General features: G+C 71.2%; 16 protein-coding genes and 1 tRNA gene. 9 read left to right on the forward strand and 8 right to left on the reverse strand.

The annotated features are described in order from the left end of the window. Positions 1-86: 86 nt before the first annotated feature. Positions 87-2,243 (reverse strand): RecQ family ATP-dependent DNA helicase, encoded by a 2,157-nt coding sequence (locus D9R02_RS02910; protein WP_039101056.1) that lies wholly within the window; start codon positions 2,241-2,243, stop codon positions 87-89. A 610-nt stretch (positions 2,244-2,853) separates the two neighbouring features. On the opposite strand from D9R02_RS02910, the gene D9R02_RS02915 reads away from it, so the two are divergent. Beyond that, complete coding sequence (locus D9R02_RS02915; RefSeq protein WP_239357802.1) at positions 2,854-3,246, forward strand: SRPBCC family protein; 393 nt, start codon at positions 2,854-2,856, stop codon at positions 3,244-3,246. A 249-nt stretch (positions 3,247-3,495) separates the two neighbouring features. Here the strand turns inward: D9R02_RS02915 and D9R02_RS02920 are convergent. After that, positions 3,496-3,571: transfer RNA gene (locus D9R02_RS02920), tRNA-Lys, on the reverse strand. Between the two features lie 259 nt (positions 3,572-3,830). Here D9R02_RS02920 and glsA point away from each other — a divergent pair. The 4 genes from glsA (at position 3,831) to D9R02_RS02940 (ending at position 8,563) form a co-directional block, all read left to right on the forward strand. Further along, positions 3,831-5,672 carry a glutaminase A gene (glsA, locus tag D9R02_RS02925; protein WP_052239247.1) on the forward strand — a complete coding sequence of 614 codons (1,842 nt, stop codon included), beginning with the start codon at positions 3,831-3,833 and terminating at the stop codon, positions 5,670-5,672. 275 nt (positions 5,673-5,947) lie between these two features. After that, on the forward strand, positions 5,948-6,568 hold the full coding sequence (locus D9R02_RS02930; protein WP_019310525.1) for a hypothetical protein: 621 nt from the start codon (positions 5,948-5,950) through the stop codon (positions 6,566-6,568). A 339-nt stretch (positions 6,569-6,907) separates the two neighbouring features. Further along, positions 6,908-7,525: a DUF47 domain-containing protein gene (locus D9R02_RS02935; RefSeq protein ID WP_121566301.1), complete on the forward strand. Its 618-nt coding sequence runs from the start codon at positions 6,908-6,910 to the stop codon at positions 7,523-7,525. Between the two features lie 6 nt (positions 7,526-7,531). Then, the gene (locus tag D9R02_RS02940; protein ID WP_039101054.1) at positions 7,532-8,563 is read left to right on the forward strand and encodes an inorganic phosphate transporter; all 1,032 of its coding nucleotides are present in this window, start codon (positions 7,532-7,534) and stop codon (positions 8,561-8,563) included. Positions 8,564-8,664: 101 nt separating this feature from the next. Here D9R02_RS02940 and pstB read toward each other — a convergent pair whose 3' ends face one another. From pstB to pstS, 4 genes are all read right to left on the reverse strand, one after another. Continuing rightward, positions 8,665-9,444 (reverse strand): phosphate ABC transporter ATP-binding protein PstB, encoded by a 780-nt coding sequence (pstB, locus tag D9R02_RS02945; protein ID WP_019310528.1) that lies wholly within the window; start codon positions 9,442-9,444, stop codon positions 8,665-8,667. Between the two features lie 34 nt (positions 9,445-9,478). Further along, positions 9,479-10,597 (reverse strand): phosphate ABC transporter permease PstA, encoded by a 1,119-nt coding sequence (pstA, locus tag D9R02_RS02950; RefSeq protein ID WP_102613582.1) that lies wholly within the window; start codon positions 10,595-10,597, stop codon positions 9,479-9,481. After that, a complete protein-coding gene (gene pstC / locus D9R02_RS02955) occupies positions 10,597-11,544 on the reverse strand; it encodes a phosphate ABC transporter permease subunit PstC (RefSeq protein ID WP_047979436.1) in 948 nt (315 codons plus the stop codon). Before pstC ends, pstA begins: the two co-directional genes overlap by 1 nt. A gap of 148 nt (positions 11,545-11,692) precedes the next feature. Then, the gene (gene pstS / locus D9R02_RS02960; RefSeq protein WP_039101051.1) at positions 11,693-12,799 is read right to left on the reverse strand and encodes a phosphate ABC transporter substrate-binding protein PstS; all 1,107 of its coding nucleotides are present in this window, start codon (positions 12,797-12,799) and stop codon (positions 11,693-11,695) included. Positions 12,800-13,035: 236 nt separating this feature from the next. Here pstS and D9R02_RS02965 point away from each other — a divergent pair, with 236 nt between their 5' ends. The 3 genes from D9R02_RS02965 (at position 13,036) to disA (ending at position 16,894) form a co-directional block, all read left to right on the forward strand. Next, on the forward strand, positions 13,036-14,193 hold the full coding sequence (locus D9R02_RS02965; RefSeq protein ID WP_039101050.1) for an FUSC family protein: 1,158 nt from the start codon (positions 13,036-13,038) through the stop codon (positions 14,191-14,193). 105 nt (positions 14,194-14,298) lie between these two features. Further along, the gene (gene radA / locus D9R02_RS02970) at positions 14,299-15,690 is read left to right on the forward strand and encodes a DNA repair protein RadA (RefSeq protein ID WP_039101096.1); all 1,392 of its coding nucleotides are present in this window, start codon (positions 14,299-14,301) and stop codon (positions 15,688-15,690) included. A gap of 127 nt (positions 15,691-15,817) precedes the next feature. After that, on the forward strand, positions 15,818-16,894 hold the full coding sequence (gene disA / locus D9R02_RS02975; protein WP_039101049.1) for a DNA integrity scanning diadenylate cyclase DisA: 1,077 nt from the start codon (positions 15,818-15,820) through the stop codon (positions 16,892-16,894). A 28-nt stretch (positions 16,895-16,922) separates the two neighbouring features. Here the strand turns inward: disA and D9R02_RS02980 are convergent, their stop codons facing one another. Then, entirely contained in the window at positions 16,923-17,660 is a 738-nt protein-coding gene (locus D9R02_RS02980) for a DUF4232 domain-containing protein (protein ID WP_121566302.1), read from the reverse strand. Between the two features lie 25 nt (positions 17,661-17,685). Here D9R02_RS02980 and D9R02_RS02985 point away from each other — a divergent pair, with 25 nt between their 5' ends. Next, complete coding sequence (locus D9R02_RS02985) at positions 17,686-18,669, forward strand: iron-sulfur binding domain-containing protein (protein ID WP_121566303.1); 984 nt, start codon at positions 17,686-17,688, stop codon at positions 18,667-18,669. Here D9R02_RS02985 and D9R02_RS02990 read toward each other — a convergent pair. Beyond that, positions 18,653-19,171: an amino-acid N-acetyltransferase gene (locus tag D9R02_RS02990; RefSeq protein ID WP_029603384.1), complete on the reverse strand. Its 519-nt coding sequence runs from the start codon at positions 19,169-19,171 to the stop codon at positions 18,653-18,655. The two genes, D9R02_RS02985 and D9R02_RS02990, sit on opposite strands and share 17 nt — an antisense overlap. Between the last annotated feature and the right edge of the window lie 34 nt (positions 19,172-19,205).

Raw genomic sequence — 19,205 nt, forward strand, 5'->3', positions numbered from 1 at the left:
TCAGGATAATTCAGTGTCCGGAACCCGAGCTGGGGACGCTCCGGGGGGGGGGCGGCGGCCCCGGCCCGGTCGGGCACTCAAACCGCTCAGCCCTGTGCCGCGAGCACGAACGGCAGCACGGCCTCAGCACCGGCCAGCCGCAGCTGCTGCGCCGCGACCGTGAGGCTCCAGCGGCTGTCCACGAGGTCGTCCACCAGCAGGACCACGGGACGCCCCGAAGCGCTGAGCTGCTCCGTCACGTCCGGCGGAACGGTGAACCGGTCCCACACCTCGGCAAGCCGGTAGGCACTGTTGCCCCCGTGGCTGCCCCGGGGGACGTCGGGATTCAGCTCCAGCGCGCCCCAGAACGGGAGGTGGCCCGCCGACGCAATGCCCCGTGCCAGGGAGTCCACCAGCTGCGGTCGGGACTGGGACGGCATGGCCACCACGGCCGTGGGCCGCTGCTGCCAGTCCCACTGCGACAGCACCGTGAGGGCGGCCCGTCCGAGGTCCGCGGTGACCTGGGAGTCCACCGGCTGCCCGTTCGCGTCCGCGCGGAAGATCTCCCGCAGCCGGGCCCCCCAGCCGAGATCGGTGAGGCGCGCCACGGCGCGACCGCGCTCCGCGCGCTCCGTCTCCGGGATCTTGCCCTTCACACGGATGCCGAGACGCTCCATTCCCGTGGGCCACTGGGCGCGCGGCTCGAGGGGGACACCGGCGCGGTGCAGGGCGGCATCCGCCGCGGAGGAGACCTCGGGATCGACGTCGGTGGGGTACCACGGCCCCGCGCACACGTCGCACCGCCCGCACGGTTCCCCCGAGGGGTCGTCGAGCTGGCGCGTGAGGAACTGCATGCGGCACCCGTCCGTGACCTGGTAGTCCAGCATGGCCCGCTGCTCGGCCTCCCTGGCGCGGCCCACACGGTCGTACCGCGGAGCGTCGTAGTGCCACGGCCTGCCGGTGCTCTGCCATCCCCCGCCCACGCGTTCCACGGCTCCGTCCACGGCGAGCACCTTGAGCAGCAGCTCCAGCGGCGAGCGCTTGATGTTGACGCGGGGCTCCAGCGCCGCGACGGACAGCGGCCCGCCGTGCTCCGCAAGTGCGGTGAGGACGGCGGTGGCCTTCTCCTCGGTGGGCATGGACGCGGTGGCGAAGTACTCCCAGATGTCCCGGTCCTCGCGCCCGGGGAGCAGCAGGACGTCCGCGGTGTCCGTGGCGCGCCCGGCACGCCCCACCTGCTGGTAGTAGGCCACGGGGGACGACGGCGCACCGAGGTGCACCACGAAGCCCAGATCGGGCTTGTCGAAACCCATGCCGAGCGCGGAGGTGGCCACGAGGGCCTTGACCTGGTTGTCCTTCAGCGCCGCCTCGAGGTCCTCCCGCTCCGCGGCGTCGGTGCGGCCCGTGTAGGCGGCCACGCGGTGACCCGCGTCCGTGAGGGCCTGGGCGGTGTCCTCCGCCGCACCGATGGTCAGGGCGTAGATGATCCCGCTGCCCGGCAGCTCGTCCAGATGGGCCAGCAGCCAGGCCAGCCTCGCCGAGGTGGAGGGCAGGCGCAGCACCCCCAGCCGCAACGACGCGCGGGACAGCGGACCGCGCAGGGTGAACACCTCGCCCCCGTACCCGGAGCCCACCCCCAGCTGCTCCCTGACGTCCTCGATCACGCGCTCGTTCGCGGTGGCCGTGGTGGCCAGCACCGCCACGGAGTCCGGCAGCTGCGCCAGCATGTCCTTGATCCGCCGGTAGTCCGGGCGGAAGTCGTGGCCCCAGTCCGAGATGCAGTGCGCCTCGTCCACGACCAGCAGCCCCAGCCGGTCCATGAGCTGAGGCAGCTGCTCGTCCCGGAACCGCGGGTTGTTGAGCCGCTCCGGCGAGACCAGCAGGACATCCACCTCACCGCGGTCCAGGGCACTGGAGATCTCCGCCCACTCGGTGGGATTGGCGGAGGAGATCGCGGCCGCTCGGACCCCGGCACGCTGGGCGGCCGAGACCTGGTCCCGCATGAGCGCGAGCAGCGGGGAGATGATCAGCGTGGGCCCGTAGCCCTGCGCCCTCATGAGCAGCGCGGAGAGGAAGTAGACGGCGGACTTTCCCCAACCAGTCCGTTGCACCACGAGAGCCCGCCGGTGCCCCTCCACCAGCGCCGAGACGGCCTCGAACTGGCCCGGGTGGAAGTCCGCGGACGGATTGCCCGTGAGGTCTCTCAGGTGCCCCAGGGCACGGGCTCGCAGATCGGACGGGGTGGACGGCTCGGACGGAGTCATGTGCTGCAGTGTCGCAGGGGGTCCGGACACGCACAACGAGCGGCGACGGCACGGCGTCGAGCAGCGGTCGCGAGGAGATGGCGGGCGCGCGGCGCACCTTAACGTGATGCGCCCGCTGCGCCCCGGCCCGTTCCCCCGAACGGGCCGGCGTGGGCGCAGCGGACGCACACGCCGGCAACCGGCGCGGATCAGATCCGCTCGAAGCCTGTGCCCCCCCGGCACTGGCTTCGTTCCAACGCCACACGGAGGCTCCGAACACACCACACCCCCCAGCGTGGTGGACGTTCGGATCAGCGGCGGCACAGGCGGCCCGTTTTCCCCCCCGGTCATGACCGCACCGCACCATCCAGCTCCGTGTTGCGATGTCTTCATGCTGGCACGCACCCACCCGTATTTCCACCGGTTGCGAGTGCGCCCCCGAACCATCCCCATTTTGTGGACAAGCCGACCATTTCGCATGTTTGCCCAGGTCAGGCCGACCTTTCGCGAGACCGGACAGCGCACGGCGCAGCCTCGACCGCACGGGACGTAGCGCAAAGTGGGGACAGCCTCACCCCCTCGGCGCCGGTGGCGCTTCCTGTGGCACGGGGGCAGACTCGACCTCGTGAAGATGACAGTGACCCGCACCGGACCGGCACGCACCTCGGACGTGTGGGAGCACTACGAGCGCCTCGACCTGTGGACCGCCTGGGCACCGCACCTGACGAACGTGCGGGCGGACACCGAGACGCTTCTGCCCGGCACCGAGGGCACGGTGCGGGCGCTGCGCGTGGTTCCCGTTCCGTTCCGCGTGCTCTCGGTGCAGGCCGCTCAGGGCCGCTGGTCGTGGCGGGTGCGCCTGGGACCGCTCGAGCTGACGCTGGCGCACTGGGTCTCCCCGTCCTCGAGCGGCGGCACCCGCGCGGGAGTCACGGTCCACGGACCGGCCGCGGTGCTCGTGGCCTACCGCCCCCTCATGGGCTGGGCGCTTTCGAGACTCGTCAGGGTGGGCACCGGGCGCTGACCGCGGAGGTCCGGCGGTCCCGGCGCCACGGACCAGGGTGAGGGCACCGGACTCCCCACACGCCGCCCCTCCCGGGCAGGAGCACCACGGCCTGGGCACTGGCCGTGAGTGGGGGCCGTGGCCAGAGCAGGGTCTGTGACCCTGGGCATGCGCACGGGCGAGGCCGCAGCTCCCGGAGAACGACGCCGCGTGCCGCGCAGCGGCCGGACATGGAACGTCCCGCGCCGGTCGGGACCGGCGCGGGACGGGTGGTGCGCCCTGTGGGGCTCGAACCCACGACCCATGGATTAAAAGTCCACTGCTCTACCAACTGAGCTAAAGGCGCGTGCTCGCCGCCGGGTCACCCCGCGCACGAGCAGCCCCACTCTACCGCAGCACCGACCCGCCGCCAGTTCACCCGTGCGCAGCCCGGGCCCCCAACCGCGCCGGGCCCTGGGCCGGGGAGGCGGCCGTGCGGCGTCGTCGTCCGGGGCCCGGCGCGCCGGGACCGCGCAGATGTGGGACCCTGGAGGCCGAGAAGAGCGCGGCGTGCACGGCCGCGGTCCACCCCGGCGCACCAGCCCACCGACCCCCGAGGAACACCCATGAGCACCGTCCCCATGTCCAAGCTGGGCCCGTCCCCGGTGACCGAGTACCTGCGGCGGGTCGTGGCGGAGCTGCGTGAGGTTGAGGGCGGTGCGGTCAACACGTCCATCCCGGAGCTCGCCGGAGCGGATCCCGGGACCGTGGGGATCGCGGTGGCCACCGTGGACGGCGCCCTGTACCAGGCCGGGGACACCAAGCACGAGTTCTGCATCCAGTCCATCTCCAAGGCGTTCACGTACGCCCAGGCGCTCACGGACCGCGGAGCGGACGGGGTGTTCGAGAAGATCGACGTGGAGCCCAGCGGGGACGCGTTCAACGAGATCTCCCTGCAGCCCGAGACGGGGCGCCCCTCCAACCCCATGATCAACGCCGGGGCGATCGCCGCCACCTCCCTGGTGCGCAACACGTCCCACGGGACACGCATGGAGCGGATCCTGCGGCTGTACTCGGCGTGCGCGGGGCGCCGACTGCGGATCAACAAGAACGTGCAGGCCCAGGAGCGCCGGGCCGGGGACCGCAACCGGGCCCTCGGGTGGCTGCTGACCTCGCGGGGCATCATCGACGGGGACCCCACGGGTGCCCTGGACGACTACTTCGGCCAGTGCGCGGTGATGCTCAACTGCGTGGACCTCGCGCGCATGGGCGCCACCCTGGCGGCCGGCGGGCGCAACCCCGTCACGGGAGAGCGGGTGCTGGAGCCCGCCGTGGTCTCCGACGTGCTGTCCGTGATGAGCACGTGCGGCATGTACGACGACGCCGGACGGTGGGCGCTGCGCGTGGGCCTGCCCGCCAAGTCGGGGGTCAGCGGCGGCGTGATCGCGGTGCTCCCGGGTCAGCTCGCGGTGGCGGTGTTCTCCCCTCCCCTGGACCGGCACGGGAACTCGGTGCGCGGTGTGGCCGCGTGCGAGCGCCTGACCCAGGACCTGGACCTGCACTTCGCACGCACCGAGCGCAACGGCCACTCCACGGTGCGCTCCGAGTACACCCTCGCGGAAGCCCCCTCTCTGGTGCGCCGCAACGAGGCCGCCAGCGAGGTCCTGGAGCAGCACGGTGAGGACGCCCGGATCATCGAGCTGCAGGGGGACCTGCGGTTCGCGGGGGCGGAGACCGCCGTGCGCACGGTCCGCGACGCCGCCCGGCGCTCCCAGTACGTGCTCGTGGACATCCGGCAGGTCGACGACATGGCGCGGTTCGTGATCCCCATGCTCTCCCGCACCGCGGAACAGGTGGAGAGCACCGGGCACCACATGGTGCTGATCGCGGAGAAGAGCAACGAGCACACCCGCGGGATGGAGCACCCCATGACGGTTTTCGCCACCCGCGCGGAGGCCCTGACGTGGGCTGAGGACAGGATCCTGGAGCAGTTCGGGGACCCCGACTGCATGCCGGACAACGTCCACTCCACCCGCTCGGAGCTGCTGAGCACCCTCGCCGAGGACGACGTCCGCCAGATCCGCTCCCACACCGAGGCCGTGGAGTGGGACGCCGGGACCACGCTTCTGCGCACGGGTCAGAAGTTCAGCGGCGTGTACATGGTCACCTCCGGCAGCGTGGAGGTCTCGCGCCGCTCTCCCCAGGGGGACCGCGTGGAGCTCGAGGTGATCGGCCCCGGCATGAGCTTCGGCGAGATCGCCCTGGGCACCGAGCTGCGCTACCTCGTGAGCTTCACCGCGCTCACCCACGTGACCGCACGCCGACTCTCCCCCGAGGCCATCACGCGCATCGAGGAGCAGGACCCCGCCCTGGCCCTGCGCTGGTGGCGCGCGGTGAGCCAGCAGGCCATGCTGCGCCTCGAGGAGCGCTGGCGGCAGCAGGCCGGCGAGACGTACACCGCGGACTGAGCCGGGCGGCGTCGTGCGCGCCCCGGACGACGCCGCCCGCGCACCTGGTCTGGCCCGGTCACCCGGCATGCACCGGAGCGCCCGGCCTGTGGGCGGGCGCCTGGTCTGCGCGGGTGCGTCCGACCTGCGCACGGGAGTGCGCGGCCTTCACGGGGCGCGGGGGCCCCACGGGCCCGACGGCGCCCGGGGTGCGCCCGCGCCACGGCCCACCGTCCGCGCCGGGGGACGCCCCCGGGCCGGTCGGACCGGACGACCCCGGGCGTACACTCGGGCGCATGTCCGAACGCCGCATGCACCACTCACCCGTGAAGTTCTCCCCCGAGAAGTTCGAGGCCCACGAGGGCGGGACGGACCCCGCGCGGGTCTCGGAGGCGGCGCACCTGGCGGCGCAGGCGCTCGTGTCCAGGGGGCGGCGCTCCCGCGACCCCGAGGTGCACGAACGTCTCGTGCGGCTCACGGACGAGCAGGGGCTGGACGGGATCGCCGAGATGTGGGCCGAGGCCCCGGCCGTCTCCCTCCCAGGAGCGCTGTGGCGGCTCTACGCGCTGCGCGCGGCGGCCCGCACCGATCCGCATCGCATGGGACGGTGGTTCGCCACGGGCCGCCACGCCGCCCAGGTCTCGAACGTGGTCGCGGGCGTGGCGGACCCTCCAGGCGCGGAGGAGATCTGCGACGTGGCGGACGTCATCCTCTCCGGGGCCTTCGACGGCGAGTTCGACGTGGCCCTCGAACGGTTCGCCGCGTTCTGCCGTGTGATCGCCGTGGGCCAGGAGCACACGCTGGACGCACCCGGGCTCACCGTGGACCGTCCGTGGGAGCGGATCCCCCGGCTGCTGCGCACCGCCGACGAGCTCGACGCCGCCGCGCGGGCCTGGCGCCACGGCCACCTCGAGTGACCGGCACCCACCGGGCGCCCAGGTGCCTCTTCCCGGCGGGCACGGTCCGGTGGCCGCGCCTTGGCCGGTGCGACACACCGTTGGTGATCGCCGGCGAGCGCGGCCCGGTGGGTGCGCTCCGGTTGGTGGGCCCCCGGGGGCCGGCGCTAAAATGATGAGCAGGTGTCGGGCCGTGGCAGCCCCGGGCTCCATCATTCAGCCGCTACGAGCGGCCTTCCGCCGAGAGGCGCTCCCGGTCCGGCACCGCTTCCTCACCGGTTCGTGGCGAATCCGACCGGTTAACCTTCGTTGGGTAGCATGACGCCGAAACTTCACGGTGCGTAACCCAAGGACGGACGGATGGCCTTTCGGATCTTCCCGGAGGACGAGCGGGTCACGGACCTGCTGGTCCAGATGAGCCGATGCGTCGTCACCGCGGTCGAGCAGCTCTCCGAGCACGTGGGGCAGGTGGACAAGGTCTGGGAGCAACCGCTCACGGACCTGCTGGAGACCGAGGACCGCTGCACCAACCTCTACTTCTCGCTGATGACCACCACTCGTTCCTCGTACGTGGTGCCTATCCCCCGCCAGGACGTCTACGTCCTGGGCCACTGGTTGCTGCGCTCCGTGCAGTGCCTCGTGGCGTGCGCCGAGCTGCACCGCCAGTACAAGGTGGAGCGCCCCAGCTCCCAGGCCACCGAGCAGCTGGCCGTGATCCAGCACATGGCCCACATGACCTGCAAGGCCATGGGGCGTCTCACCAGCATGGACGAGCTGGACGACTACTGGTTCGAGATGATGCGCCTCACCCGCCAGGCGGAGCGCACCCAGCGGGCGTACCGGGCCCGCCTCATGGAGGACTACAAGGCCGCCCAGGCGATCCGCCGCATGGACACCGCCCAGCAGCTCTTCGACGCCGCCCATGCCCTGGGCCAGGTCTCCTCCGAGGTGGGCCGGATCCTCGTGGCGGAGTACTGACCCGTCATGACCGAGGTGCTGGCCTTCGCGGGCATCCTGCTGACGCTCGCGTTCACCGTGATCAACGGTTTCCACGACGCATCCAATGCCGTGGCACTGCCCGTGCGCTTCAACGCCCTCACACCGCGAGTGGCTCTGTGGATGGGGGCCGTGTTCAACCTCGTGGGTGCCCTCCTCGTGGGGATCGTGCTGACCGACATGATCACCTTCGAGATCCCCGTGCCCCTCAACGGCGTGGGGACGGTCGCCCTGATCTGCGCGCTGCTCAGCGCCATCGGCTGGGACCTGCTCACCTGGTGGTGGCGCATGCCCTCCTCCTCGACCGCGGCGATAGGCGGCGCCCTCGTGGGATCGCTGCTGGGCGCTCGTGCGGTGGGACTGTCCGGCGGCGACCTCTCCCTCGGTCCGTACCTCTCGTGGAACGTGGTTGCACCTCTCGTCGTGGCGCCGATCATCGCGTTCGTGCTCGCGTTCCTGCTGGTCATCCCCATGGTCCACCTGGTCAAGCACCAGTCCCCGGGCCGTGTGGGCTTCCGCGCGGGCGTGGTGCAGGCCACCGGCGCCGCCGCCATCCACTTCGGCCACGGGATCCAGCACGCCCGCCGCACCCTGTGGCTGCTGGTCCTGCTGCTGCTGATGGCCGGTGAGGGCGGCTCCCGGGACGGCATCCCCGTGTGGCTGAGCCTGCTCGTGGGCCTGTGCCTGGCGTTCGGCACCCTGCTGGGCGGCTGGCGCATCTCCTACACGCTGTCCTCCCGCGTGGTCTCCCTGGACCCGCTGCGCGGGGCGATCGCCCAGACCGTCTCCGGCACGCTGCTGTTCCTGGGCGCCTTCCTCTCCCCCATCCCGCTGTCGAGCTCGCAGACGAGCACCGCAGCCATCCTGGGCGCGGGCTCGGCCCAGAAGTTCCGCACCGTGTACCACTCCACCCTGGTGCGGGTCCTCGGCACGTGGCTGCTCACCGTGCCCGTGTGCGGCGTGGTCTCAGCGGTCCTCTTCCTCGCCGTGTCCCCGCTGATCCCCACCCCGGCCGGCTGACCCTCGCGCGCAGGTCCCGCGCACCAGTGTCCCGGCACGACGACGCCCGGCCCGCCACCGCGGTCAGCGGTGACGGGCCGGGCGGGCGCAGGAGGACGCGATCAGCCGAAGCGGCCGGAGACGTAGTCCTCGGTCTCTTTTTTCTGCGGGGTGTTGAAGATCTCGGAGGTCGGTGCGTACTCGATCAGGCGGCCGGGCTTGCCGGTGCCCTCGATGTTGAAGAACGCCGTCTTGTCCGAGACACGGGAGGCCTGCTGCATGTTGTGCGTCACGATGACCACCGTGTAGTCGGTCTTGATCTCGTTGATCAGGTCCTCGATGGCCAGGGTGGAGATGGGGTCCAGCGCGGAGCAGGGCTCATCCATGAGGATGACGTCCGGCTTGACCGCGATGGCACGGGCGATGCACAGACGCTGCTGCTGACCTCCGGAGAGCCCGGAGCCGGGCTTGCCCAGCCGGTCCTTGACCTCGTTCCAGAGGTTCGCGCCGCGCAGCGAGCTCTCCACCAGGTCGTCCGCCTCGCTGCTGGAGATCCGCTTGTTGTTGAGCTTCACTCCCGCCAGCACGTTGTCCCGGATGGACATGGTGGGGAACGGGTTGGGGCGCTGGAAGACCATGCCCACCATGGACCGCACGGTCACGGGGTCCACACCCTTGCCGTAGAGGTCGTCCCCGTCCAGGAGCACCTTGCCCTCGGCGTAGGCGCCGGGGATGACCTCGTGCATCCGGTTCAGGGTGCGCAGGAAGGTCGACTTGCCGCAGCCCGACGGGCCGATGAAGGCCGTGACGGAGCGGGGCTCGATGTTCATGCTGACGTCTTGGACCGCCAGGAAGTCGCCGTAGTAGACGTTGAGGTGATCGACGTCAATGCGTTTCGACATGGTTGCTTGTCCTTAGCTCAGGTGGGTCGGAAGATCAGCGGCCGGCGGTCTTGGGAGCGAACGCCCGGGCGACGAGGCGGGCCACGAGGTTCAGCAGCATCACGATCAGGATCAGGATCAAGGCCGCGGCCCAGGCTCGCTGCAGGGACGGATCCGGGTTCGTGGGCGACGTGGGGTTCATGATCTGGTAGTAGATGTACGTGGGCAGCGTGGTCATCCAGCCGGAGAACGAGTTCCAGTTGATGGCCGTGGCGAAGCCCGCCGTGACGAGCAGCGGCGCGGTCTCACCGATCACGCGGGCGATCGCGAGCGTCACGCCGGAGGCGATGCCCGAGATCGAGGTGGGGATGACCACCTTGAGGATGGTCCGCCACTTGCGCACACCCAGCGCGTAGGAGGCTTCACGCAGCTCGTTGGGAACGATCCGCAGCATCTCCTCGGTGTTCTTCACCACCGTGGGGATCATGAGCACGGTCAGGGCCACGGCGGCCACGAAGCCGGTACGGGTGGACGGGCCGAAGATCAGCCCGAACAGCGCGGCGGCGAACAGGCCGGCCACGATGGACGGGATGCCCGTCATGACGTCCACGAAGAACGTGATGGCCTTGCCGAGCCAGCCTCCGCGAGAGTACTCCACCAGGTAGATGGCCGTGAGCAGGCCCACCGGGACGGACATCAGGGTGGCCCAGAAAGTGATGGACACGGTGCCCACGATCGCGTGGTAGGCACCGCCGACCACGTCGCCGGAGGTCTTGGCCTGGTTGTCCTGGAACCCGGTGACCCCGTTCATGGACGTGGTCAGGAAGTCCGCGCTGAGACCGGGCAGGCCGTTGGCCAGCACGGTCCAGATCACCGACACCAGCGGGATCACGGCCAGCACGAAGGCGCCGTAGACCAGGAAGGTCATCATGGAGTCCGCACCGGAGCGGCGGCCCTCGATGAGGCCGACGGCCAGGGGCCCCGCGATCAGGAAGATCACGGCGGCGAACAGTGCCCACAGGGCGATGCTGAAGCCCACCAGGGCTGCGATGGCGGCCCCCGCCACCACGGCACCCAGGCCGATGACCGGGACCAGCCACCCGGGGCGCTGCCCGCGGGTCAGTTTGGACTGCCGGACGGGTGAGACGCCCGGAGAGTTCGTGGTCGATGACATCAGTTGGCCCCCGAGAATTCCTTGTAGCGAGCGATGATGGCACGGGCGATCATGTTGACCACCAGGGTGATGAGGAACAGCACGAGGCCGGCGGCAATCAGCTCGGACAGCCGCAGTCCGTAGGCCTCGGGGAAGTTCAGGGCGATCTCCGCGGCGATGGTCTGGTTGCCGGACTTGATGAGCGAGGCGATCATCGGGCCCGAGGAGAGCACGAGGGCCACGGCCATCGTCTCACCGAGCGCGCGCCCCAGGGCCAGCATCACGGAGGAGATGATGCCCGGACGGGCGAACGGCAGGACGGACATCCGCACCATCTCCCACCGGGTGGCCCCCAGTGCGAGCGCAGCCTCCTCGTGGAGCTTGGGCGTCTGCGTGAAGATCTCGCGGGACATGGAGGTGATGATCGGCAGGATCATGATGGCCAGCACCACACCTGCGGTGAGCATCGTCTTGCCGGTCTGCGAGGCGGGGCCGGCGAAGAACGGGATGAATCCCAGGTGCTCCGCGAGCCAGTTGTACAGCGTCACCATCGCGGGGGCCAGCACAGTGGCACCCCACGCGCCGAAGATCACGGAGGGGATCGCGGCCAGGAGGTCGATCACGTAGCCCACCGGCTTGGAAACCCTCGCGGGCGCGTAGTGGGAAATGTACAGGGCCACCAGGATCCCGATCGGTGTGGCGATCAGCAGCGCGATGACGGACGAGATGATCGTGCCGACGACCAGGGGACCGATGTAGGCGCCGAAGCCCTTTCCACCGGTGATGTCCTCGGGTGCGGCGGTGAATGTGGGCACGGCCTGCAGGAACAGGAAGATCGCCACGGCCGCCAGGACCACGAAGATCAGGATGCCGGCGGCCAGGCTGAGCCCGGAGAAGATGGAGTCCCCGGCACGACCGGCCGAGGAGGACTTCGACTCCGGTTTCTGTGTGCTGACGGTGGTGGACATGGACCAGTCCCTTCGTTCAGGTGTGGTGCGAGCTGGGCGGTGGCCACCGCCCAGCGTAGGACGTGGCGGCGGTCGACGACCTCGTGCGCGAGTGCGGCGTCGGCGCGCTCAACGCACCGACGCCGCACTCGAGGGTCCTCGGGCCGGATCAGCCCTTGGCGGAGATGGTGTCCACGGCGGCCTGGGTCTGCTTGCGCAGGGACTCGGACAGCGGGGCGGAGCCGGAGGAGTCCGCAGCCGCCTTCTGGCCCTCCTCGGAGACCACGTAGGTCTCGAAGGCCTTCACGAGGTCGGCGGTCTCCTTGGAGTCGTACTGGGCGCACACGATGTGGTAGGACACCAGCACCAGCGGGTAGGCGCCGGCCTCCTTGGTGTCGCGGGCGATCTCGATCGCCATGTCGTGCTCGCCGCGGCCCTCGACCTGCTTGGAGACCTCCACGGCCTTTGCCGCGGCCTCGGGCGAGTGCTTGACGTACTCCTCGCCCACCTTGATGGCGGCGGTGCCGAGGTCACCCACGGCGGAGGAGTCAGCGTACGTGATGGCGCCCTCGGTGCCGGAGGTCGTGGTGACCACACCGGAGGTGCCCTTGTTGTTCTCCGCGGCGTACTTGGAGGGCCAGGCCTGGTCCGGCTCGTCGGTCCAGTCCTTGGGAGCGGCCTGGCTGAGGTAGTCGGTGAAGTTCTCGGTGGTGCCCGAGTCGTCGCTGCGGTGCACCACGGTGATCGCGGTCTCCGGCAGGTCGGCGTCCGGGTTCTGCTTCTTGATCTCCTCGGCGTTCCACTTCTTGATCTCGCCCTTGAAGATCTTGGCGATGGTGGGGGCGTCCAGGTTCAAGCTCTCCACGCCGGGCAGGTTGAACGCCACGGAGATCGGGGAGATGTACACGGGCAGGTCCATGGCCCCGGCGTCGCCGCACTGCTTCTTGGCGTCCGGGATCTCCTTCTCGGAGAGGTAGGCGTCCGAGCCGGCGAAGTTCGCGCCGCCAGCGAGGAACGCCTCGCGGCCCGCGCCGGAGCCGTCCGGGGAGTACTGCACCGTGGCGCCGCTGTTGGAGGACTGGAAGCCGTTCTGCCAGGCGGTCATGGCGGCCTGCTGGGAGGAGGCACCGATGCCGGTCAGGGTGCCGGAGACACCGCTGCTCTCGCCGCCACCGCCACCGCTCTCGCCGGTGGGGTTGTCGGAACCGCAAGCGGTCAGGGCGAGGGCGCCAATGGCCAGGATTGCGGCCGAGCGGCCGACGTTCGAAACCTTCACTGTTTCTCCTTCGAAAACGGTTGCCGGCGATTCCGGCGGCGTGTGGCGTCGCAGCCCGACGCCCATCTCCGCTGCGTGCGCAGCGTGCCCGCGGATCACGGTAGGGAGCAGATGTTGCCAGATTCAGCCAAGAAGGTGAACGGACGATTAACAACGCCGGGGGATGCCGGAACCGACTCCACCCCGTGGCACCGGGTGGCGCCAGAGCGGGGTCCGGTCCCGCCTAAGATGGCGTCATGGCGTCCTCGGAAGCAGCACTCTCCCGCTCCCGGACCCGCCGTGCCGCGGACCTCGTGTGGCAGCGCTGCCGCACGGGCTGGGACCGCATGACGTCCGGCCTGTTCCAGGCCGTGCAGATGACCGTGGCCGCGGTGGGCGCCTACATCATCGCGGAACGGGTGCTGGGCCACCACGGCCCCATCTTCGCGGCCACGGCCGCCCTCGTGTCCCTGGGCTACGCCAAGGGCGGGCTGCGCTACCGCCGGGTGCTGGAGGTCTCGGTCGGCTGCACGCTCGGAATCATCATGGGGGACCTGCTCATCCACGTGCTGGGCCCCGGGGAGTGGCAGGCGGCCGTGGTGCTGCTGATCTCGCTGCTGCTGGCCCGCTTCCTGGACAACGGCGCGATCTTCACCACGCAGATGGGCCTGCAGTCCGTGCTCGTGGTGCTGCTGCCGCCATCCCAGGACGGTGTGTTCGCCCGTTCCCTGGACGCCGTGGTGGGCTGCCTGTGCGCCCTGGTGCTCGCGTACGTGGTGCCCCAGGACCCGCGCCGGGAGCCGCGACAGGACCTCACCGTCCTCATCACCGAGTTCACCCGGATGCTCTCCGACTGCTCCCGCGCCGTGGCGGACACCGACTCGCAGCTGGCCTGGCACGCACTCGTGCGCGGACGCCAGACCCAGCCGCTCGTGGACTCCGTGCGCACCGGCCTGACAGGCTCCAAGGAGATCGCCCACGCCTCCCCCATCTACCGGCGCCACCGGCAGGAGATCGACGAGCTCAGCGCGAGCATCCGCTACCTGGACCTCGCGGTGCGCAACTCCCGCGTCTTCGCGCGCAGGCTCGCCTCGGTGCTCAACCGTGTGACCCTGGCCGACGCCGCCGTCGAGTCCCTCTCCGAGGCCCTCGCAGACCTCTCCGACGCGGTGCTGAGCTACGGCCACGCCCTGCGCGAGAGCCACGCCCAGAGCCGTGAGAGCTACCTGCGCCAGACCCGCAACGAGCTCTTCTCCGTGGCGGAGCGGCTGTCCCCCGCGCAGATGGGCATCCGCACCATGGAGGGCGAGGCTCTCGTGCTGCTGCTGCGCCCCATGGTCGTGGACCTGCTGGAGGCCGCGGGCGTCTCCCACGAGACCGCGGCCAAGCACCTGCCGCCCCTCGAGCGCTGCTGATTCGGCGCACGACGCCGCCCGCTCACCTCCCGCCGACCAGGCCCGCGGAGCGGCGTCGTGCGCCGGAACGCTGTGCGCGTCGGAACGGGGACCTACCGTGTGGGCATGGCCACAAAGACCCGCAAGCAGTCCACCGTCTACCGCTGCACCGAGTGCGGCTGGACCACGGCCAAGTGGGTGGGCCGGTGCGGCGAGTGCCAGGCCTGGGGCACCGTCCAGGAGATGGGCGCGGAGCAGGAGCACGGCCGCACCAGGGCCGCGGCGGCCGTGACCACCCCGGCGCAGCCGATCGCCCGGGTGGACTCCTCGCTGGCGCAGTTCACCCCCACCCGTGTGGAGGAGCTGGACCGCGTGCTGGGCGGGGGTCTCGTGCCCGGCGCGGTCATCCTGCTCGCGGGAGAACCGGGTGTGGGAAAGTCCACCCTGCTGCTGGACGCGGCCGCCAAGGTGGCCGGCGGGGACACGCCCCGCACCGTCCTGTACGTCACGGGCGAGGAGTCGGCGGCGCAGGTCAAGCTGCGCGCCGAACGGATCGGTGCCATCTCCGAGACCCTCTACCTCACGGCGGAGTCCGACCTCTCCGTGGCCCTCGCCCACGTGGCGCAGCTGGAGCCGGACCTGCTGGTCGTGGACTCCGTCCAGACGCTCGCGAGCCCGGAGATCGAGGGATCCGCCGGCGGCGTGAGCCAGGTGCGGGAGGTCGCCGCGAGCCTGATCCACGCCGCGAAGACCAGGAACATGACCACTCTGCTGGTGGGCCACGTGACCAAGGAGGGTTCGATCGCGGGGCCCCGGTTGCTGGAGCACCTGGTGGACGTGGTGTGCCAGTTCGAGGGGGAGAAGCACTCGCGCATCCGGCTGCTGCGCGCCGTGAAGAACAGGTTCGGACCCACGGACGAGGTCGGGTGCTTCGACTTGGAGGAGAACGGCATCCGCTCCGTCTCCGACCCCTCGGGACTGTTCGTCTCGCGCACCCCCGTGCCCGTGGCGGGCACGTGTCTGAGCGTCACGGTGGAGGGGCGCAGACCGCTGCTGGCCGAGGTCCAGGCGCTGCTGGACACCTCCAGCACCGCTCAGCCACGCCGCGCCACGTCCGGGCTGGACGGCTCCCGCGTGGCCATGCTGCTGGCCGTGCTGCAGCGCCGGGCGGGCCTCGCCCTCGCCTCCCTGGACTGCTACGTCTCCACCGTGGGCGGGGTGCGCCTCACGGAGCCCGCCACCGATCTCGCGGTGTGCATGGCCCTGGCCTCCGCGGCCCAGGACCGCCCGCTGCCCCAGCGCCTCGTGTGCTTCGGGGAGATCGGCCTGGCCGGGGAGGTGCGGCCGGTGCCCGAGATCAACCGACGCATCCAGGAGGTCGCGCGCCTCGGGTTCACCCACGCCGTGGTGCCGGCCTCCCCCACCGGCCCGGGGAAGATCCCCGCGGGGTTCTCGGTGCGCGAAGTGACCACCGTGGGGCAGGCCCTGGAGCTGCTGTTCCCGGCGCGCCCGGACTGAGGCGCCGGGGTCGGCTGTCCGGCGTCCCCCCGTGCCGCGCGTCCCCCGTGCCGCACGCCGCCGTGCAGCGCGCCAGTGCCGCGCGCGGTGCCGCCGCGCGTCCCCGCCCCGACCCTAGAATGAGCCCGTGGCCAAAACTCGCGAAACCTCCCTGCGCAGGACCCTCGCCAGGGTCGCCCCCGGCACGGAGCTGCGCACCGGCCTCGAACGCATCCTGCGCGGACGCACCGGAGCCCTGATCGTGCTCGGATTCGACCGCTCGGTGGAGTCCCTGTGCTCCGGGGGCTTCGACATCGACACCGACTTCACCCCCACCAAGCTGCGCGAGCTCGCCAAGATGGACGGCGCGATCGTGTGCGACAAGGACGCCACCCGCATCCTGAAGGCCGGCGTGCAGCTCATGCCGGACGCGGACATCACCACGCTGGAGTCCGGAACCCGGCACCGCTCCGCAGAGCGCACCGCCAAGCAGACCGGGGTGCCGGTCATCTCCGTGAGCCAGTCCATGAACGTGATCACCATCTACAAGAACGAGGAGCGCTACGTCATCGAGGGCTCCCAGGCCATCATGGCCCGGGCCAGCCAGGCCCTGCAGACCCTCGAGCACTACAGCAACCGGCTCGAACAGGTGCTGGGCAGCCTCTCAGCGCTGGAGATCGAGGCCGCGGTCACCATCCGGGACGTGGCCCTGACGCTGCAGCGCATGGAGATGGTGCGCCGGATCTCGGAGGAGATCGGCTGGTACGTGCTGGAGCTCGGCACGGACGGCCGGCTGATCTCCCTCCAGCTGGAGGAGCTCACCGCCGGCAACGGCCCGGGCCCGGACGTGGTGCTGCGCGACTACCTCCCCGAGGGCACAGACGCGGAGGCCCTGGCACAGTCCCTGGCCGCGCTCGCCGAGCTCTCCTCCGTGGACCTCATCGACCTGCAGAAGGTCGCGGTGGCCGCAGGACTCACGGGTCCCCAGGGCACCCTGGAGACGGACCTGCACCCGCACGGGTACCGCCTGCTGGAGGGCATCAAGTCCATGCCCGGCGCGGTGGCCAAACGGCTGGTCGCCCAGTTCGACGGGCTGCAGTCGCTCATGGCGGCAAACCTGGAGGACCTGATGTCCGTGGAGGGCATCGGCGAGCAGCGCGCCCGCACGGTGCGGGAGTCCCTGTCCCGGATGGCGGAGACCAGCCTGCTGGACCGGTTCATGTGAACCGGGCGCGGCCCCCGAGGGTGCCGCGCTACTGCAGCACGAAGGCGGCCTGCTCGCTGGTGGTCTCTCCCAGGGACACCGCCAGGTTGTAGTACCCGGCGAGTGCCTTCGGCTGTCCCGCGGGGCAGCCCTCCGCGGTGCGCACGCGGTTCCAGGTGAGGTTGGAGGTCTCCTTCTGCCCGGGGGCCAGGGTGACCTTGCGGTCCTCGCCGCCCGCGGCGCAGTGCCGGGAGTCGAACACGGTGTCCGCGCCGGAGGTGACCACGAACGCCATCTGCTTGGTCCCGGCATTGACCGTGCAGGGCTGCTCGCCCGTGTTCTCCAGGGTCATGGTGAGGACCGGTTCCTCCTCCCCCGCGTAGCTCTCCTTGCTCGTGGAGGCCCTCACGGAAAGGTCCGCCTGGCACTCAACGGCCGCCGTGCTCGAGGCACTCGGGCCGGCCGAGCCACCGGGCGATGCCGAGCCGGAGGGGCTCGGGCGCGGCGTGAAGTCCGCGAACTTCTGTGCCGGATCCGCGCTCACCTGCGGGGAGGTGGCCGGCTCCTGTGCCGTGGCCGGGGCGTCGTCGGGCGCGTCTCCCGCGCCGGTGACCGCACGCACCCCCTTGGTGACGCCCCAGACCAGCAGAAGCAGGAGCAGGACGACGACGCCCAGCGCCACCAGGCGGCGTCGCCGGTAGACGTGCTGCGGGAGCCTGGCCTCGGTGTCCTCGTGGTCGGCGGGGGAAGCAGGAGGATCGTGCCGATCGGAACCGTGGGAAGCCATGCGCTCCAGGCTACCGTGGTCCGTGATGAACTCGAGTGCCGAAACCCATGGACAGCCCGCCACCCACCACGTCCGCCAGGCGGTGCTCCGGTGGTACCGCGCGAACGCGCGCGAGCTGCCGTGGCGCGCGGCCGAGCGCACCCCGTGGGGCGTGATGGTCAGCGAGATCATGCTCCAGCAGACCCCCGTGGCGCGGGTGCTGCCCGTGTGGCGGCGGTGGTTGGAGCGCTGGCCCATCCCGGGTGACCTCGCGGGGGCCGCGCCGGCGGACGTGGTGCGCGAGTGGGACAGGCTGGGCTACCCGCGGCGAGCACTGCGTCTGCACGCGGCCGCCCAGAAGATCCGGGACGAACACGGCGGGCGGGGGCCCGGCGACCACGCCGAGCTGCTCGCCCTGCCCGGCATCGGGACCTACACCGCCGCGGCCGTGGCCGTGTTCGCCTTCGGGCAGCGCCACACAGTGGTGGACACCAACATCCGCCGTGTGGAGGCCCGGCTGTTCTCGGGCCGCGCGCTTCCCTCACGCTCCCTGACCGCCGCGGAGACGAGGCTCGCGGACTGGCTGCTCCCCGAGGACGTGGCCGAGTCCGTGGCGTGGAACCAGGCCGTGATGGAGCTGGGCGCACTGGTGTGCACCGCCCGCGCCCCGCGCTGCGGGCAGTGCCCCGTGCGGGACGCGTGCGCGTGGGTGGCCGCAGGCAGTCCTCCGGCTGAGGAGACGCCCCGCGGGCAGTCGTGGCACGGGACGGACCGGCAGGTCCGGGGCGCCGTCATGGCCGTGCTGAGGGCCGCCACCGCTCCGGTGCCGGAGGCCCTCCTGCTCACGGACCTCGCGGGCTCGGAGCAGCTGGCGTCCGAGCACCAGGCGCCACCCGCCGTGGTGGTGGACGAGCTGAAGGCCCTGTGGCGGCTGCCGGCCCCGCCGGAGCAGCGCCGTCGTGCCCTGGCCGGCCTGCTGACCGACGGTCTCGCCGCCGCGGACGACGCCGGGGTCAGCCTTCCGGTGTGAGCTGCCGGATCATCCGGGTGTTGCCCAGCGTGTTGGGCTTCACCCGCGCGAGGTCCAGGAACTCCGCGACGCCCTCGTCGTGCGAGCGCAGCAGCTCCGCGAACACCTCCGCGGGAATGGTCTCCTGGTTGGCCATGACCTCGAAACCGTGGGCGGCGAAGAACCCCACCTCGAACGTGAGGCAGAAGACCCGGCTCACCCCCAGCCGTTCCGCCCGGGACAGCAGTTCGCGCAGCATCCGCCCGCCCACACCGTGGCCGCGCGCGGCCGGTGACGTGGCGAGCGTGCGCACCTCCGCGAGGTCCTCCCACATCACGTGCAGCGCGCCGCAGCCCACCAGCGCCCCGGACTCGTCCTCCGCGACCACGAACTCCTGGATGCTCTCGTAGTAGGTCACGGTGTCCTTGGTGATGAGGATGCGCTCCGTGGCCATGGGGGCCACGAGCTCCTTGATCCCGTGGACGTCCGACGTGCGGGCTGGGCGGATGCGGATCTCGGTCATGGCCACGACTGTACGCGGGCCGACCGCGCCCCCC

Source organism: Kocuria rhizophila, from assembly GCF_003667225.1.
GTDB lineage: Bacteria > Actinomycetota > Actinomycetes > Actinomycetales > Micrococcaceae > Kocuria > Kocuria rhizophila.